Source organism: Saccharicrinis sp. 156 (assembly GCF_050589685.1).
In the GTDB taxonomy this organism is placed as follows: domain Bacteria; phylum Bacteroidota; class Bacteroidia; order Bacteroidales; family Marinilabiliaceae; genus Saccharicrinis.
In genome coordinates, this window is record NZ_JBNGOS010000002.1 from 37,074 (window position 1) to 56,118 (window position 19,045).

Below are 19,045 nucleotides of genomic sequence, written 5' to 3' on the forward strand. Positions count from 1 at the left end.
ATAATATTTTACACATCTAAAAGTTTAATCAGCTTTTCAATATCCTTAATTATTAAATGTCGTGATATGTTTGCAACATTAATAACAGCAAAGCAAAACGTTAAATCTAATGCAAGATCTAAAGATATTCTTTTGAACTCTTTAGTACGATAGCTTATTGACTCGCCATTGGAGAAATGCAAGGAAACAAACTCTATTTCATCAATGTTTATTTTAAAACCTGCATCGTTCATCTTAAAACAAAATTATGAGGCAAATATTATTTTTCTCGTCCTCCACCTAAGGCCTGATACAAATTGATGACCGATTGCACCTGATCGTACCAATCGTTCGTTTCAGATAGTTGTGCATCCAGTAAATCCTCCTGAGCTGTCAGAACTTCCAAATAAGTTGATGATGCCAATTGAAATAACTCACGTGTATAGAGCACCGAACGTTCTAGAGCCTCCAGTTGTTTGCTACGATCCTCTTGTTTCTGTATGGCTGTAGAATATTGAAACAGAGCGTTGCTCACTTCGCTGCCGGCATTCAACAGGCTCTGTTTAAAATCAAGTAAAGCTTCCTCCTGAAGAGACTTTGCTATTTTTAAATTTGCCTTATTTACCCCTTGATTAAGAATTGGAGCCGTTAACGAACCGATGGCACTGGATAAAAGTTCCCCGGGATTGGCAATGATTCCGCCATTGCTATTGGTCCACCCTGCAGAAGCACTTATCGTAACATTGGGGTAAAAGGCAGATCGCGCTACGTTGGTGTTATAGAAAGCTGTGGCCAAGGCCATTTCGTACTGTTTTATATCCGGGCGATTCGCTAACATTTGTAAAGGGACACCAACCGATATCTGCTCTGGAAGCTTAATTGTTTGCCACTCGCCCCGTTTTATGGCCTGAGGTGCTTGCCCTAAGGTGATCGAAAGCGCATTCTCCGTTTCACGTATCGACTGTTGTAAGTCGGAATAGGAGGTCTTTAGCGCATAATAACTTGCTTCACTTTGCGTAATGGAAGCTTCATTGGTCATACCTACTCCTTTTAAAGCCCGCATGCTTTCGATTCGGTCTTCCCAGCTTAAGATTGTTTTAACGGTAATGTCCAGTTGCTTGTCGAGCATCAATAAATAATAGTAATTATCTGCGATGGTGGCAATCAACTGAGTTTGGACGGCTTGTTTGTACGCCTGGCTTTGTTCCAATGTCGTTTCAGCTCCTTTTTTTGTATTGCGTAAACCGCCAAACAAGGGAATCTGCCAGCTTGATGAAAGCCCTGATTCATATGATTTTGTAGTTGACCCATCGTAGTCGGATAGTGTACCCGTTGACGAAAAGGACAAATCGGGTGTGTAAGCTAAACGCGCCGATGAAAGTGATGCCTCTGCTTGCTCTATACGAAGCAATGCCGTTTGTAAATCTACATTGGCTTCCAGTCCCTGTTCAATAAGCGCCTGTAATTGTGGGTCAGTGAATAGTTCTCTCCAGGGAAGATTTCCTAAATTCACACTATCCTCAGGCATTACAGCATCAACCGAACTTGTGTCGCGATAGAGATTTTCTGTTGTGACTTCTGGTGTTTCGAAGGTTTTATATACCGAACAACTGCTTAGCAGTACTATGCCGATAAAATATATGATTATCTTTTTCATTCGTTTAAAATTGTTTGTTTTCAGTGGTAACTCATGGAACTCGCTTTTAATCATCCTCCTGTGTGGCAAATTTTGTGATGCTCGTTTCATCTTATTATAATTAGAACCAAGACACAAGAATCAAGACACAAGACAAAGAACTTTAATCATTCCCCTTTGTGTTTTAACTCTCAAGTCATGGTTGTTTGATTTTTTTATTGTGTGATACTTGCGTTACCTGTAGTAGTTTGGCTAAAATCCTCATTCAAGGGTTTAAATTTTTCCTGAAATTTTTGGAAGATGACAAACAAAGCAGGTGTAATAAATATCTGGCAAATCATTCCAATAAGCATTCCTCCAATAACACCTGTACCTAAAGAACTATTCCCGTTGGCGCCTACTCCACTTGCAAACATCATGGGCATTAACCCAACAATCAGCGTAAGCGAAGTCATCATAATAGGACGAAGACGTGCTGCTGCAGCTTCAATAGCAGCTTCCATAATCGATAATCCCTCTTGACGGCGCTCAATGGCGTATTCCACAATTAAGATGGAGTTTTTAGCAATTAATCCAATCAACATGATGAGCGCTACTTGCAGATAAATGTTATTGTCAACTCCCATAATATTGGCAAACAATAAACTACCTGCTAATCCCATTGGAATTGAAAGCACGATAGTGATGGGGAGTATGTAACTTTCGTATTGCATACTCAACAATAAGTAGATAAACACAAATACAATAGCCAAAACATAGGCAGTAGAATTTGCACCGGTACTACTTTCTTCACGTGTCATTCCTGAAAATTCATAGCTGTAACCAGTGGGTAGCTCTTTTGCCAGTTCTTTGATCGCATTAATGGCTTCTCCAGAGCTGTAGTCACCGTCAGGCGAACCTGTTATACCAATTGAGGTGTACATATTAAAGCGGTTAATGTTGTCAGGACCATACGCTTTTCGAAGCGTTACAAATTGCGATATGGGTGCCATTTCCGTTCCGTTACGCACCATAATGTTATTCAAACTTTCGGTATTGGTACGATAATCCGGACTTGCCTGAATCATCACACGGTATAGTTTACCAAATCGGTTGAAATTAGAAGCATAAATACCACCATAATAACCTTCCAATGTAGATAAAATGACATCAGGACTGATTCCGGCGATTTTACATTTTTCCACATCCACATCGACCATATACTGCGGTGTCGATGCACTAAAAGAAGTACGTGCACTCTCTATTTCGGGTCGCTCATTAAGTTGCTGTATAAAATCCTTAGCGACCGTTTCGAAATCATTTAGATCACCACCTGTTTTATCCTGTAACTTCAATTCAAAGCCATTGGTTACGCTATATCCTGCGACCATAGGAGGCGCTAAATACATCATGTTCCCATTTTTAACGACTTTGGCTGTTTCTCTGTTTAGCTGAGCAATAATCTCATCTACACTTTCTCCATCGCCTCGCAAGTCCCAGTCTTTTAGTTTACACATTAGATTTCCATAGGTATTACCGGAACCATCAAGAAGACTATAACCATTACTTATGGAATACGATTCGATGGCAGGAATGCCTTGTACTATCTCCGATATCTTGGCCATTTCTTTTGTAGTCTCTTCCAATGACGTTCCCACGGGCATAGCAAGAGCACCAAAAATAGTTCCCTGATCTTCGTTGGGAATTAAGCCAGTGGGAGTGATACGCAATAAAACCACAAAAGCAATAATTACGATGCCAACAAGCGAGCCACTCATCAGTTTGTGAGCGGTAAAGAAGCCTACTCCTTTTTTATATTTATTCGTTAAACGTTTAAAGTTATCGTTAAAAGCGGTGTGAAAGCGTTGTGCAAAAGAAGTCTTCTTTTCGCCATGTTTACCCGAAGGTTTTAGCAATAGGGCACACAACGCAGGACTTAAGGTAAGTGCATTGATCCCCGAAATACCAATAGCAAATGCCATGGTTAATCCCATCTGCTTAAAGAAAATACCTGTTGTTCCACCCGTAAAGCTAACGGGGATAAAAATAGCCATCATCACCAAAGTGGATGTAACAACAGCACCGGATATCTCACCCATTGCATCTATAGAAGCCTGACGCGCCGAGGTGTAGCCGGCATCTATTTTCGCCTGAACCGCTTCCACCACAATAATGGCATCATCAACCACCGTACCAATGGCAAGTACCATGGCACATAAGGTAAGCAAGTTAACACTAAAGCCGAATACCCACATCAGAAAAAACGAACCCACTAAGGCAACAGGTATGGCAATGGTAGGAATAAGTGTGGAACGGGTATTTTGCAGGAAGACATACGTGACCAGGATAACCAATAGAAAAGCTTCGAGCAGTGTTTTTACTACTTCCCAAATCGAAGCGTATAAAAAGTCGTTGGTATTCAGCATGATAGCCGATTTTACACCATCGGGGAAATCTGCTTCTGCTTCTTCTAAGAAACTTGCAATACTATTGTTAATATCCATCGCATTGGAACCCGATGTTTGGAAAACCATACCAGTGACGCCAGGATGTCCGTTTATATTTGACGTAACACTACTTGATAAACGTCCCAGTTCTATGTTGGCAACATCTTTTAGATGTAGTACCTCCCCATCTTTGGTAGCCGAAATAACAATATTTTCGAAATCTTCTTCACTTTGCAAACGACCTTTGTACTTTAACACATACTGAAATGTTTGATTCCCCTGTTCGCCCAATTGTCCGGGAGCTGCTTCGATGTTTTGCTCGTCGAGTGCTGTTGTTATGTCGCTGGGCATAAGGTGATATTGTGCCATTACATCGGGCTTCAACCAGATACGCATGGCGTAGTTTGATCCTGTAATGAAAACATCACTAACGCCACTAATCCGTTTGATTTGTGGAATTAAATTGATATCGGCATAGTTCTCTAAAAACGAATAATCATATTGATCATTTTCGCTATAAAGACCAAAACCCATCAACATACTCGATTGACGTTTGCTGGTAGTCACCCCAATTTTGGTGACTTCAGAAGGTAATGATCCTTCAGCCTGGCTTACCTTATTTTGCACATTTATAGCGGCCATATCCGGATCGGTGCCCAGCTCAAAATAGACCAATATTGAGGCAGTTCCGCTATTGGTTGCCGTAGAAGTCATATAGGACATATTCTCAACACCATTGATTTCCTCCTCTAAAGGAGCAACCACGCTATTGAGCACGGTTTGCGCATTGGCTCCTGTATAAGTGGCCGATACCTGTATAGTTGGTGGTGCAATACTGGGATATTGGGTAATAGGTAGGGAAAATAATCCCAGTACCCCTAAAATGACAATAAAAACAGATATTGCTGAAGATAAAACAGGCCGAGTTATAAATTTATCAAATTTCATGATTTATAATGTATCAGATTTTACTTGAATAGTTGAACCACTGCTTAAGGAATTGATACCTTCAATTACGATTTTATCTCCTGCTGATAATCCTTTTGTTACAGCATACTGACTACCGTTGTTTAGTGGATAGATTTCAATTTCGGTACTTAATACTGTTGAGTTCTCATCTACGGTGTACACGAATATTTTGTCCTGAATCTCATAAGTGGCATTTTGTGGAATTAACAAGCAGCTATCGAGAGCATAAGGCAGAATAACAGAAGCTGTACCACCGCTACGTAAAATTCCATCTTCGTTGGGAAAGGCTGCCCGAATACTGGCAGCACCTGTCGTCTCATCAATGGTTCCACTAATGGTTTCAATCGTTCCTAAATATCTGTAAATAACTCCATCGCTCATCTTCAATTGTACCTTAGGAAGACTTTTGATGATGTCTACTGTTAAATTATTATCCTTAGCCAGGGTAAGAAGTTTTTTCTCTGTAAGTGAAAAGTTGGCATACATTGTTGTGAATTCTGAAACCGTAGTGATAGCATCAGACATTGTAGGACTTACCAAAGCTCCAACACGATATGATATCTTCCCGATAACACCATCAGTAGGGCTCGTTATGCGTGTGTAGGATAAATCTTTTTGAGCACTCACTAATTCCGCTTTTACCACGGCAAGTTGAGCATTACAACTACCCAATTCGTTTTGTGCAAGTTCAAGTTCATAAGCGCTTATAATATTTCGTTCTGCTAAAGATTTTTTGTTTTGAGCTGTTAGTTTAGCTGTAGCAACATTAGCTTCAGCAACTGCAACATTGGCTTTCGCTACGTTTACAGCCTCTTCATATTGCACTTCATCGATTTGAAACAACACCTGACCTTTTTTTACGATTGATCCTTCATCCACATTTACTTTAGTGATAAACCCCGTTATTTGCGGGCGAATATCAATGTCTTGTTTCCCTTTTATGGTAGCCGAATATGATTCGTAGAACTCCTCTGTACTTGGCTTTACTTCCATTACCGATAGCTCAGGAGTCCGCCTAGCTCTATCATCTTGCTTTTGACTGCAGGAAGCGAGTACAATTATGCTTAATAACAGTGAGATGATACCTTTTAATTTTTTAATTTGTGTATTCATAGCTATTATTTTATTCGTCATATAACCAAGCTTGATATAGCTTGACTTTTTTATTTGTTGGAAGCAAAAGTAGTGTGTTTTAATAGTTAATTATGAATTGTAATTTGGGTAAAATAGATTACTATTTAGGTTTTTACATTACCTTTGAAAATAAATTGGAAAGAGAATGAAGATATACAACAACATAAAGGACTACTTTTTAAATAAGGAGAAAAGATGTAACGATTATTCGAATCGCTTTTATATTCGATCCATAAAAGAAGATAGTAGTAAAGACATAGAACCTGATGAAATCTATTTAGAACCTCATAAAAGAGATTTTTTTGAAATAGGCGTTTTACTTCATAATACTGTGGAGATAAAAATTGGGGAACAAACCTTGCAAAAAAGGAATAATAGTTTGGCTATTGTCTCTCCTTATCAAACCATTAACTACGGAAAGAAACCTCAAAAAGATGATGACGAAGGATATATAATTCACTTTAAAGCTACGCTATTTGAAACACTAAATAACTCCTACGATGTACAAAATGAATTCCCTTTCTTTAAGATTCATACTTTGCCCTTATACCAATTGGCAGATGATGATTTTACTGAAATTTTAAGCATTGTCAAAGAGATTTACCAAGAATCAAGAGCTGATAAAATGCATCATCTTGAAATCGTTCGATCTCTACTACTGATTCTATTGTATAAAATAAAACGAATCACGCAAAATGATGATGGCATCATCAGTATGAACCGCTATGATGCAATTATGGCTAAATTCGAACAGCTCATTCATGCTAGTAACAACACATTTATGGCAGTCAAAGAATATGCGTCAATGATGAATATTAGTCCTATTTATTTGAGTGAATGTGTCAAGAAAGCGTCGGGCAAAAGTGCGCAAAAAGTAATTATTGAATATAAAATAATGTCGGCCAAATCATTGTTACACCAGAAAAATAGATCGATAACAGAAGTAGCTGATATTTTAGGGTTTAATGAAGCGGCTAACTTCAATCAATTTTTTAAACGCAATACAGGGATGACAGCAAGTCAGTTTAGAAAGAAGTAAAAATGTATCTATTTCCAGGTATTTAATCACCTTGAACGATTTGTCCATACCTGTGATCGTTTTATTCATGCCATTATTGCCATGCAAATGTAATTTCACAACCTAAGAAAAGGGTTAAAGCATTACTAACGCAAATGCTGTGAAGTTCTAAAAAGATTAAAATGAAGAAGCAAGTTCTGTTAATAACTTTTATAATTACACTATCCATGCTTTCATGTTGCAAACCGAAAACTGGTTTGAACGATGTGCAAGTCATCGGTAGCCATAATTCATACAAAATTGCCATTGAAAAACCAGTTTGGGATTATTTGTTTCAAATGGATTCTGCCAAGGCAATATCTTTACAATACGCACATATTCCAATTTTGGAACAATTGAATTTGGGATTGAGAAACGTAGAGTTGGATGTTTTTTTTGATCCTAATGGTGGTCATTTTTCAAATCCCAAAGGTTTGGATGTGATTCGCGCGAATGGAGACACGCCTTTAGCATATGATGAGGAAAATAAGTTGTCAGAACCAGGTTTAAAGATGTTTCATATTCAGGATGTCGATTTCAGAAGTCATCACCTTTTATTTAAGGACTGTCTCAAGGTGATGAAAAGGTGGTCGGATAAAAATCGAAACCATACCCCGGTTTTTGTATTGATGAATACCAAAGATCAAAAAGTTGAGGGGACTCGCGATCCGCTTCATTTTACTAAGGAAGCTTTTGACAGTTTAGATCAGGAAATTCGATCTGTTTTTGCGGATGAGGACTTGATTACACCAGACTTTGTTCGGGGAGATTATGAAAGCCTGGAAGAAGCTGTATTAACCCTAGGTTGGCCTGATTTAGAAGAGGTTAAAGGTAGGTTTTTGTTTGTGCTGGACGAGAATGAAGAAAAAATAGACCGTTACCTGAAAGGACATGCTGGTTTAAAAGGAAGAGTGCTTTTTGTGAACAGTCCTGAAGGAAATCCGGAAGCTGCTTTTAGAATCATTAATAACCCGATTAGAGATTTCGATTATATAAAAAGTTTGGTTGAAAAAGGTTATCTGGTCAGAACGCGCGCCGATGCAGCCACAAAGGAATCCAGGACGTTGGATTATACCAGGTTTGAAAAAGCAAAAGAATCGGGAGCTCAGGTAATTTCAACGGATTATTATATCCCCTCAACATTATATAATTCATCTTTTAAAGTAGTGTTTGAGGACAATACATACGAAAGAATTAAAAAGTAATACATCATGTATAGATATAAATGTAAGATTTTAGCAATAGTGGTATTGTTTAGCATTGTTGCTACAGGTGTGCAAGGACAGAAGAGTGATATCTTTCCATTGGTGAATGGAAATCAGGTTATAGATATCGTGGTTGATAAAAAAGATGCCAAGGTGGTTCAGATAGCGGCTGATCTTTTAGCCAGTGATATATTTAAAGTGAGCGGAAAGCGAGTAGGTGTTACTCCGAATTTAGATAAAGCAGGAATTATTGCAGGGACCATTGGTGAAAGTAGACTTGTCGATCAATTAGTCTCCGAAATGAAAATTGATGTTAGCAAAGTGAAATCTCATTGGGAGACCTACTCTATTGAGATTGTTAAAAATCCAGTTAAAGGAATTGAAAAAGCGCTGGTAGTTATAGGAAGTGATCGACGGGCAACTGCTTTTGGTTTGTTGGAAATTTCCAGAATGATCGGTGTTTCTCCCTGGGAATGGTGGGCAGATGTAACTCCCAATAAAAAAAGTGAATTGAATATTTCTATGGAGAATAGGATATACGGTTCTCCATCGGTTAAATTTCGAGGAATTTTTTTGAATGATGAAGATTGGGGATTGCAGCGATGGGCAGCGTTAAATTACGAACCTGAAACAGGAGATATTGGCCCCAAAACCTATGCTAAAGTGTTTGAACTATTGTTGCGTTTACGGGCAAATACAATTTGGCCGGCTATGCATTCATGTACCAAACCGTTTTATTCTTATCCTGAAAATAAACAAGTAGCTGATGATTATGCCATTGTTGTGGGAACTTCACATTGTGAACCTATGCTTTGTAATATCAATGCTGAATGGGATAGTAAAACCATGGGCGAGTGGCGTTACGATAAGAATGCAGAAACCATAAAAAAAATGTTTGAAACGAGGACTAAAGAAAGTTCCGATTTTGAAAGTATCTATACCATGGGAATGCGCGGAGAGCACGATTCGCCTATGATTGTAGGTGAGGATGATACAGAGGCTCAGGTTCAATTATTGGAGGATGTAGTCACTGATCAACGAGAGATTCTGCAAAAGAAAACAGGCAAGGCCGCTCATCATTTGCCTCAGATCTTTATTCCTTACAAAGAAGTGTTAAACTATTATCAAAACGACATGGAACTGCCTGAGGATATCACGTTGGTTTGGACCGATGATAATTATGGATATATCCGTCAGTTAAGCAATGCTGAAGAACAAAAGTGTTCGGGGGGAGCTGGGGTTTATTACCATACTTCGTATTGGGGACGTCCGCACGATTATTTGTGGCTTAACTCTACCAATCCAGTGTTAATGTGGGAGGAGATGCAAAAAGCATATGAATTTCAATCGCGTGATTTATGGATTCTGAATTGTGGCGATATTAAACCGCATGAATATAATATAGAGCTATTTTTAGATATGGCATGGAACATGCGTTCGTTCTCACAAAGCCAAGGCGTGAGAAATCATATGGAAAAATGGGCGGCTCGTGAGTTTGGTAAATATAATGCAAATCCAGTTACTAATTTGATGTATGAATATTATCGATTGGCCTTTCAACGTCGTCCTGAATTTATGGATTGGGGCAGGGTTGAGCCTGTAACGAAAGCAGGCGAAACTGAATTAAACCAGATTCATTATAATGATGAAGTGAGCTTAAGAATAAATGCTTATCAGAAATTAATGGATGCTACCCAAAAGTTGAAACCAAAAATTGCAGATAACAGAAAAGATGCATTCTATGAGTTGGTATATTATCCGGTAATGGGAGCTGCTCACTTAAATCATAAATGGCTATATGCTTATAAAAATAAATTTGCCGCTCAACAAGGGCGTAGTAGCGCATCATATTTTGGACAAAAAGCGACAGACGCATACCATCAGATACAAGAAGAAACCGATTACTTCAATAATATTCTACAAAACGGGAAGTGGAATCATATCATGAGTATGTCACCTCGTCATCTGCCTGTGTTTTCTAAGCCAACAACTACTATTTGTGTACGAGGCAATAAACCTCAACTGGGTTTGGCTTTAGAGAGTTATGAGATGGAAGTGAATACGGAAATCATTAACTCCTATGCCGATGTTTTGCCCGTTTTTAATGCTTATACCCAAAGTAAATATTTTGTAGATGTGTTTTTAAAGGGAAAAGGAGAACTCACCTGGAAGGCATCTGCAAAAGCCGATTGGATACATATTTCGAAAGACGAAGGAAGTTTAAATAATGAGAATCAGGAACAACGTGTTTGGGTAAGCATCGATTGGGATAAGGTTCCTGTAGGAGTAAATAAAAAAGAAGCGCCTTTAGGACACGATTACCAGTTGATTCCTCCAAGTTACAAGGTGAATTCTGCCATCGTTTTTGCTGCTGGTGATACCACTATTAGCATTGGGGTTTCCGTTTTTAATCCAAAGCTTAAGGCCCTAGAGAATTATAAAGGTAAGGTTGAGGATAAAGGTTTTGTTTCCATTTATGCCGAAAATTATTCAGCTAAAATAGCTGGTAAACAGGCAACATGGAAAACTTATGACGGAGTGGGGTATACTGGCAAAGTTGTAAGTGCCTTACCTTATTCAGCCGATTCACAAACAAATATTCAATCTATCAAGAATAACAGTCCGGCATTGGAATACGACTTTTATACCTTTAATTTTGGTAAAGCTACTGTTCACTTACAAGCCATTCCTACCCATGCATTCAACCACGAAAGTGGGGTGCGTTGTGCCGTCTCAATTGACGATGCTGATCCAGTGGTGGTGGATTTTCAAACCTTTGGAAGAAGCGAAGAGTGGATGCAAAATGTATTAAAAAATGCTTCGGTGAAATCGGTGTCTCAAATTGTGAACAAAGCAGGTAAACACACCCTTAAAATATGGATGGTTGATCCAGGTGTGATGATTGATCAGATATTAATTGATTTAGGTGGTTGGAAAAAGAGCTATGCCTTTCCTCCAGAATCAAATTGTTGATTGAAAATCATTGGTGTCTGATAAAAAAATCTCAAGATAATTTATAATGTACATTAATGTAGGTAGTAATTGTATTGAGCAGCGTGTAGGGGTAACTAATCCGCCTTCATGTAAAAGCGTTAAAAAAATCAGCAAACGTAACGTTAAGAAAGAAAAGCTGTTTGAACGTAGTGAGTTCTTTTCTTTTAGTGAAGAGCGCTGGTTTTTAGCTTTTTCATGTCAGCGGCGGGATTTTTTGTTTACTTTTTTTTCCTGGAGAATTGGAGAGAAACGGAAATCATGAACGCCAATAAAAATTAAACCTATCGTGAACTTAAAAAAGTAAAAGCCCGTCGGCTAGAGACTAAAGGAGCTTGATTAATCCTTAAGAAATACTTACCAGACAATAGTAATTGAAAATATAAGCTATATGATCCATATCGTAAAATATATATTAATAAGTCTTCTCTTTTGTGTCGTTTTAGGATGTCACAACAATGACGGAAAGCAAAGTGCTCAACTACAAATTGCTTTTATGGCAGATGTTCATCTGCAAGATGTTTATGGAACTTTTAATGATACGGATTATAAAGGTGTTTTAAATCCCGGAAATGGAAAATACGTGTTGGCGCGTACTATGCAGGCACAGTTGCATTCTACCCGAATTTTCAACGAAAATTACTTCGCTTTTTTGGCAGCATTGGATGATGTGGCGCAACGTGGTGTCAAGTACGTGGTGCTTCCCGGTGATTTTAGTGACGATGGACAGCCAATAAACGTTCGTGGTTTGCAGCGTATTCTGGATACGTATACTCAAAAACATGGGATTCATTTTTTAGCAACCACAGGAAATCATGATCCTGTTCGTCCGTATGCTACTGATGCAGGGAAAACAAATTTTATGGGAGAAGGAGGCAAATCACAAACTGTAATGAGTAAAGAAGGCCTGTATATCTCTAAAAATAAGGATGAGCATCCAGTGGTCATTACGCAGGATATTCGTAAGATGGGGTATAAGGAAATAATAGCAAGCTTACACGATTTTGGGTTTTTTCCAAAAAAAACAGACCTCTATTGGGAAACGCCTTTTACTAAATACGCTTATGATGATTATGATTTTCTGGAAGCACAGCGGCAAGCCGTGTTTGAACATCGTAAGTATTTAATTTCTCCTTATTATACACCTATCCCTGATGTGAGCTATCTGGTAGAACCTGAGAAAGATGTGTGGTTTTTGGCCATTGATGCCAATGTGTACGTGCCTAGCGAAAAAGTAAAAGGTAATCCGGAAGTGCCGGCTAATTATAAAAGTGCCAGCATTGGTTATAAAAACGTCCTTACCCATAAAAAGCATTTAATAGAATGGGTAAAAGAAGTAACGCAACGAGCCGAAAAATATGGTAAAACCCTAATTGTATTTAGTCATTACCCCATGGTTGATTTTAACGATGATGCGACCTCCCATATTAAAAAGTTGATGGGTGAAGGAAAAATGCAAATGCACAGAGTTCCCGAAGAAAATGTAGCCCGTATTTTTGCCAATGCAGGTATAAAACTTCATTTTGGAGGGCATATGCATATTAATGACACTGGCATTCGTAAATCAGAGAAAGGGAATTGTTTAATTAATGTGCAAGTTCCATCTTTGGCGGCGTATGTTCCTGCGTACAAATTGCTTACGGTTAAAAGTAAAGATTTAATGGAGGTCGAGACTATTGTGTTAGATTCCGTGCCTCGCTTTAAAGAGCTGTTTCCGTTGTACGAAAAAGAACATGACTACTTAAATAGCATAAAAGCAGGCAACATTTGGAACAAAGATATTCTGACAGTCTCTACTTATCATGAGTTTACCAGCTGGCACTTACGTGAATTAGTACGCTTGCGTTTTCTGAAAAGTGATTGGCCTGAAGATTTTAAGGATTTCCTATTGAAGTCATCGGGAAGAGATCTATTAATGTATTCAAAAGCTACCTTAAATGAATCAGAGAAAATATTAAAAGAATATGATAGCTGGACGGGTTTTGATATGATTTATGATTTTTATAGACTCCGCAGTGCCGATAAACTGGCGATAAAAGATATTGGCTGGAATAGAATTCAGCAGTATCAACTTATAAACAGTGCTATTCTTAAACAAATAAACGAGCGAAGTCCCATGTTTGTTGATTTTCAAAATTTTGCGACCGTATTGCATCACTTTTTAAATGGCGCACCTGCTGATCATTTTTTAGTTGATTTGGAAAAAGGAGAGATTACAGATCTTATAGATTAGTTGAATTATCCTCGAACAACAAAAACCATTAAGAAATATCAAGGTTTCACAAAGTGGATGGATTAATTGAGGCATATTAAAATGGGTAAGAAGTTTTAAATATATGATTTTACCTATCTTGTAAGAAGTTTACTGTTTAAATTTATGGGGAGAATTTTTCTAATAATGATATTTTTATTTTGTTCATGGACGACAAAATCAGAAGAGCTTCGTTTTGAGCATTATAATGACGAGCAGGGACTTTTTCATAATTCCATACGTGCCATTCTGCAGGATAGCACGGGTTATATTTGGCTTGGTACCTTTGGAGGTGTAAATCGCTTTAATGGTTATGATTTCGAAGGATTTTCAGGTGAAATTGATAATCCCAATTATTTGCAAGATGATGACATTACACAATTGGTAATTGATGACGATCATGATTTATGGATAGGCACAAGTAACGGATTAACAAAATATCATATCCCTACCTCAACATTTACAACCTTTCATCCAGGTTCAAGCAACGATCAGCTTGTTGGTAATAAAATCAGATCCTTATGTATTGATGATCAGAACCGGATTTGGATTGGAACCAAGGAAAATGGTATCTGCTATTATAATCAACGTAAAGATATATTTGTACCTGTTAAAATTGAAGGTGTACAATATGTGAGATCTATCATTCAAACCCAGGATAAAACTATTTGGGTAGGAACTTTTAAACAGGGAGTATATGCCTTTCAGTTAGATGAAAATGATGATGTCAAAAACCTGAAGCATTATAATCTTAACGTTACGCTTAATCGAGGTAGCATAGATCCTGATGTGTTTTTTATCTATGAAGATCATAAGTTTGATGTATTTGCTGGTACACGTGAAGGGCTATTCAAAAAGAACAAATTTAAAGATGAGTTTGAACCACTGGTGCAAAAGAATACATCTCCTGATTTTTTTCGATGTATCACCCAAGGACCTAATGGGAGATATTGGTTGGGGACATTAAATGGTTTGTTGGTATGTGACTTGTTAGAAGATATTTCAATAAATAAATTTGAGAGGCATCTTAACGATCTGTCAAACCCAGTATCCTTGGTTAATAATTATGTCACCTCTTTGTTTTTCGATAAATCTGGAGTGCTTTGGATAGGAACAGAGAATGGTTTGGATAAATACGATCCCTTTAGGAACCAATTTAAGAGCATCAGAAGCCAGAATTTTGCAAAGGATTTGTCACTTGATGTAAGTAGTTATGGAAAAACCTGCGACAACCATTTGCTAATTGGAACACACTCCAATGGCTTGTGGCTACTTAAAAACAAAGCGTTAATTCAAGTATCATCAAAAGAAAAACGGGTTGCCAGTATTTATTCGCCGGATGGAATTGAGTTTTATTGTGGTTTGTGGGATGGTAAAGTTTTAAAATACGATTATTTAACTTCAGGTAAGGAAATTATTGATGTTGGAATTGACGATTCGCCCGTATTTTCAATGTTGAAGACTTCTTCTTCGAAGTTAATTATTGGATCACATTTTAAAGGTGTGGTGGAATATGATTTATTATCTAAAAAACATGTGACAATAAAACCTGATGTTATAAATCTGCAAGGAATTAATAAAATTATTCAGGATGATTCAGGTATCATATGGTTTGCGACTCCTTTTGGCGCTTTTAGATATAAAAGAGATAGTAATGAACTTAAAAACTATGCATACATTGAGGGTAGTAATATCGGATTGTCGAATAGTGAAATAAAAGATGTGATCATTGATGACGAAGGAAAATTATGGGCTGCTACACGTCGAGGACTTAATTATTACGATCCGGAGATAGATGATTTTGTAAAAATGGATCAACCTGCAGAATTAAAGGATATTTGGATTACAGATATGGCTGTTGATTCGTTGGGTAAAATATGGTTAAATATTAATTATAACCAAATTGCTAGTTTCAATCCATGGAACAAAGAGCTGAAGTTCTTTTTGGTGAAAACGGGTATGAGATCCACGATATATAATAAAAGAGGTTTCTTGTATTTTAATCATTCCAGGATTTATCTAGGTGGCGAAAACGGGATTGTCTATTTTTCGCCTGCGGGTATCTATGAAAATACCTATGCGCCTGAACCCATCATCGATAAATTTATAGTTCATAATAAAGAAGTAATTATAGGAGAAAAAATAAATGGACAAGTAATTCTGAATAAAAATTTCAACTATTCAAAGCAGGTTGAGCTAGAATATGAAAATCGCGATTTTTCAATTTTCTTTTCATCTCCTTCCTATGTAAACGAAAAACTTAATCAATATCAATACAAGCTTAAGGGCTATGATAAAGAGTGGGTTAGTGCAGGTGGAGGCCAGCGTAGTGTACAATATGCCAACCTTAGGCCCGGAAATTATGAGTTTAGTATAAAAGCCAGAAATAATAATGGATACTGGAGTAAAGAGTCAGAGTATAAAATAAAAATTTTGCCACCTTTTTGGTACACGTACAAAGCTTTTATCATCTACTTTTTGCTATTTTTCATTCTATTCTACCAAATTAGGAGAATCATCATTTTTAGGGTGAAGATGAAGCAGGACTTGCTTTTTGAGAAAGTTAAGCGAGAAAAGGATGAGAAGTTAAATGAAGAAAAACTCAGGTTTTTCACCAATATATCACATGAACTCAAAACACCACTTACCCTTATATTGGGGCCTGCACAACAGTTAAGGGAGCTTAAAAATGTTGAAATAGGAATCTTGAAGAAATATAACCTTATTTATGCTAATGCCTCACGTTTATTAGAACTTGTAAATCAGATTATTGATTTTAGAAAAGCAGAACAGGGTAAGATTAAACTAAAAGTCTCAGAGATTGAGATAGTACATTATACGTATGAGTTATTTGAGTCTTTTCAGTTAATGGCTAGTAATAAACAACTCAAGTATTCCTTTGAATGTAAACATGAAAGGATGAATGCCTGGATCGATGCCAATCAGTACGAAAGAATGATATTTAATTTGCTTTCGAATGCTTTTAAGTATACACAACAGGGCGAGGTGACGGTGTATTTAGATATAAATGAAGATAATGAAACGCATTATCTAAATATATCTATCTCAGATACTGGAGTAGGTATACCTAAAGATAGACATGAAAAAATATTTAATCGTTTTTACCAGGTTGAGGAGCAATTAAAATACAATACGGGTTCCGGAATTGGTCTTTCATTCGTAAAATCTTTGGTCACTATTCATCATGGAAAAATATGGTTCGAAAGTGAAGCTGATAAAGGTTCTGTATTTCATATTCAACTGCCAATAAATAAAGAGTTTTATCAAAGTGATGAGATATTTGAATATAAGGTGAATGCTTCAATTCCAAAAATATCAAGTGAAGAACTAAAGAAAAATGATGAACTGCCTCTAGAAAATAAAGTGCATGTTTTGATTATTGAAGATAATGAGGAATTGCGTAAATATATTGTAGATATATTGGCGGATGAGTACCATACTTTTGAAGCTTGTGATGGGGTAGAGGGCTTGGTTGTTGCAAAGAAAATAAAACCGGCTATCGTTGTTTCTGATGTTATGATGGAGCGAATGGATGGTTTTGGGTTTTGCAAACAGTTAAAGAATGATGATGAAATAAGTCATATACCGGTAATTCTACTGACTGCTTTAGCTGAAATTGAAAACCAGAAGAAAGGATTTAAAATAGGAGCAGATGCTTATATCTCTAAACCGTTTGATCCTTCCTTATTAAAGATTCGTATATTAAATATATTGGAAAATAGAAGGAAGTTAAAAGAACGGTACTTAACAGAGCCTGATTTGAATCTTGATCAGCTCTCTTACTCCCAGGCCGATGATGAGTTTATACAAAAAATTAACTCATTTATTGAAGAAAATATAATGAGTTCGAAATTGAATAAAGAACTTCTCTGTTCAGAGTTTGGCATTAGTTCTTCAAAACTTTATCGAAAAATAAAGGAACTCACTGACCTGTCACCGAATGAAATGATTAGAACGGTACGATTAAAGAAAGCTTTTATTTTGTTAAAAAATAAGGATAATAATGTTTCAGAGGTGGCATATGAAGTTGGTTTTAGCGACCCATTTTATTTTAGTAGATGTTTCAGAAAACAGTTTGGTTATCCTCCCAGCAAAGTCTTAGATGAAAATAATAAGACTCACTAGCACTTACTCCCCCCCCTTTATCCACAATAGTTCATGAAGGTGAATGTAAATGCGGTTATCCCTATATGGTTAAACCCAAATGCGTGAATCAAATTTGTCCGTGAGTTTTTTTATCGTGAAGTTTATATTAAAAGATAAGCGGTCATCTTTCAAGGCTTGCAACATTTATACTATTCTTTGAGATTGTCTTTATACTATAGCGCTTCAGTTTTATTTATCTTAGTTAGTATAAAAAAATCGATGTAAAAAAGTGATATCTAAATCTTAAAACTATCAGCAGTATACGATATGATATTTAGGAAAGATACTTTTCGTCGGGATAACAATTTTGGCAAAGATGAAGCAAATAGTATTATTTTTTATTTTCTTATGGGTGGGTTCATCCAGTTTGTTCTCAAAAGTGTTGGAAATACCTTTTGTTCAGTTACCTACCGGACAGCTGGTGGTTAAAGTGGAATTGAGTGGAATTGAAAATGAACAGCTCTTTATTATTGAAACATCCGGTTGTCACTGTTTAAGGGGAGATATGATGTATCGGTTAAACGATCTGGGAATGGACACCGCAAAAAAGTTTCATAATTTTAATATGTTGAAAATAGGGGATTTTTTAATTCACAACAAGAAAAAAATTGTGGTGAATAAAAGTATAGGGAAACGTGGTGAACACGCTTTTCCTGAACCTGTATTGGGCACGTTGGGACCCCAAATATTTAAAAATAAGATTGTACAGATTAATTATGATGAAAAGGTCATCAAAGTAGCGGATGATCTTCATGAATTTAAAATACCGGAGAATACGCCTTCTGTCCATTTTACTCAAAGTTTCATGAATAAGATACCAAGCGTTGATGTGAAAGATGATTTTGGAGGAGTAAATGAAACCGTTATTGAAATATCTTCACCGGTTTTTATTTCCCGATACGAGGCTAATTATTCCGATGCCAGACACCTGAGGTATAGAAGAGAGAAAGGGATTAAGCCCCAAAAGATATCGCTTGATGGGAAAGATATTATTGAAATTCTGGCTGTGGAAGAGGATCAGGTATATATCAATCACGATATCCCTATTTACAACCCTGTACTGTATATTTCCAGTGGGCTCCAATCCATGATCGGTAATAGTTTTTTAAAGCATTTTCGTAGCACATTCGATTTTAAAAAGAAAGTACTATACCTCGATCCGATAGATGAAGAAGGAGTAGGTTACGTCACCGATCCCAAAGGTTCAAAATGATTTTATTGCCAGTGCAG

General features: G+C 37.0%; 10 protein-coding genes. 6 read left to right on the forward strand and 4 right to left on the reverse strand.

The window, feature by feature from the left end; translation table 11 throughout:
* Positions 1-8 precede the first annotated feature (8 nt).
* The 4 genes from ACRD64_RS00950 to ACRD64_RS00965 form a co-directional block, all read right to left on the reverse strand.
* Positions 9-233, reverse strand: coding sequence for a hypothetical protein (locus ACRD64_RS00950; RefSeq protein ID WP_430931271.1), 225 nt, complete (start codon positions 231-233; stop codon positions 9-11).
* A 26-nt stretch (positions 234-259) separates the two neighbouring features.
* Positions 260-1,636, reverse strand: a complete 1,377-nt coding sequence (locus tag ACRD64_RS00955; protein ID WP_430931272.1) for an efflux transporter outer membrane subunit — start codon at positions 1,634-1,636, stop codon at positions 260-262.
* Between the two features lie 194 nt (positions 1,637-1,830).
* A complete protein-coding gene (locus ACRD64_RS00960; RefSeq protein ID WP_430931273.1) occupies positions 1,831-4,989 on the reverse strand; it encodes an efflux RND transporter permease subunit in 3,159 nt (1,052 codons plus the stop codon).
* A gap of 3 nt (positions 4,990-4,992) precedes the next feature.
* The gene (locus ACRD64_RS00965) at positions 4,993-6,123 is read right to left on the reverse strand and encodes an efflux RND transporter periplasmic adaptor subunit (protein ID WP_430931274.1); all 1,131 of its coding nucleotides are present in this window, start codon (positions 6,121-6,123) and stop codon (positions 4,993-4,995) included.
* Positions 6,124-6,289: 166 nt separating this feature from the next.
* Between ACRD64_RS00965 and ACRD64_RS00970 the strand changes: the two genes are divergently transcribed.
* The 6 genes from ACRD64_RS00970 (at position 6,290) to ACRD64_RS00995 (ending at position 19,028) form a co-directional block, all read left to right on the forward strand.
* Positions 6,290-7,183, forward strand: coding sequence for a helix-turn-helix domain-containing protein (locus ACRD64_RS00970; protein ID WP_430931275.1), 894 nt, complete (start codon positions 6,290-6,292; stop codon positions 7,181-7,183).
* A gap of 161 nt (positions 7,184-7,344) precedes the next feature.
* Positions 7,345-8,406, forward strand: coding sequence for a phosphatidylinositol-specific phospholipase C1-like protein (locus ACRD64_RS00975; RefSeq protein ID WP_430931276.1), 1,062 nt, complete (start codon positions 7,345-7,347; stop codon positions 8,404-8,406).
* A 6-nt stretch (positions 8,407-8,412) separates the two neighbouring features.
* Positions 8,413-11,379, forward strand: a complete 2,967-nt coding sequence (locus ACRD64_RS00980; protein WP_430931277.1) for a glycosyl hydrolase 115 family protein — start codon at positions 8,413-8,415, stop codon at positions 11,377-11,379.
* Positions 11,380-11,788: 409 nt separating this feature from the next.
* Positions 11,789-13,630: a metallophosphoesterase gene (locus ACRD64_RS00985; RefSeq protein WP_430931278.1), complete on the forward strand. Its 1,842-nt coding sequence runs from the start codon at positions 11,789-11,791 to the stop codon at positions 13,628-13,630.
* Positions 13,631-13,795: 165 nt separating this feature from the next.
* Positions 13,796-17,794, forward strand: coding sequence for a hybrid sensor histidine kinase/response regulator transcription factor (locus tag ACRD64_RS00990; protein ID WP_430931279.1), 3,999 nt, complete (start codon positions 13,796-13,798; stop codon positions 17,792-17,794).
* Positions 17,795-18,131: 337 nt separating this feature from the next.
* Complete coding sequence (locus ACRD64_RS00995; protein ID WP_430931280.1) at positions 18,132-19,028, forward strand: hypothetical protein; 897 nt, start codon at positions 18,132-18,134, stop codon at positions 19,026-19,028.
* Positions 19,029-19,045: the final 17 nt, after the last annotated feature.

Excerpts from the sequence above, each read along its gene's own strand:
- ACRD64_RS00950 (WP_430931271.1), bottom strand. The coding sequence starts at position 233 with ATGAACGATGCAGGTTTTAAAATAAACATTGATGAAATAGAGTTTGTT.
- ACRD64_RS00955 (WP_430931272.1), bottom strand. The coding sequence starts at position 1,636 with ATGAAAAAGATAATCATATATTTTATCGGCATAGTACTGCTAAGCAGT.
- ACRD64_RS00960 (WP_430931273.1), bottom strand. The coding sequence starts at position 4,989 with ATGAAATTTGATAAATTTATAACTCGGCCTGTTTTATCTTCAGCAATA.
- ACRD64_RS00965 (WP_430931274.1), bottom strand. The coding sequence starts at position 6,123 with ATGAATACACAAATTAAAAAATTAAAAGGTATCATCTCACTGTTATTA.
- ACRD64_RS00970 (WP_430931275.1), top strand. The coding sequence starts at position 6,290 with ATGAAGATATACAACAACATAAAGGACTACTTTTTAAATAAGGAGAAA.
- ACRD64_RS00975 (WP_430931276.1), top strand. The coding sequence starts at position 7,345 with ATGAAGAAGCAAGTTCTGTTAATAACTTTTATAATTACACTATCCATG.
- ACRD64_RS00980 (WP_430931277.1), top strand. The coding sequence starts at position 8,413 with ATGTATAGATATAAATGTAAGATTTTAGCAATAGTGGTATTGTTTAGC.
- ACRD64_RS00985 (WP_430931278.1), top strand. The coding sequence starts at position 11,789 with ATGATCCATATCGTAAAATATATATTAATAAGTCTTCTCTTTTGTGTC.
- ACRD64_RS00990 (WP_430931279.1), top strand. The coding sequence starts at position 13,796 with ATGATATTTTTATTTTGTTCATGGACGACAAAATCAGAAGAGCTTCGT.
- ACRD64_RS00995 (WP_430931280.1), top strand. The coding sequence starts at position 18,132 with ATGAAGCAAATAGTATTATTTTTTATTTTCTTATGGGTGGGTTCATCC.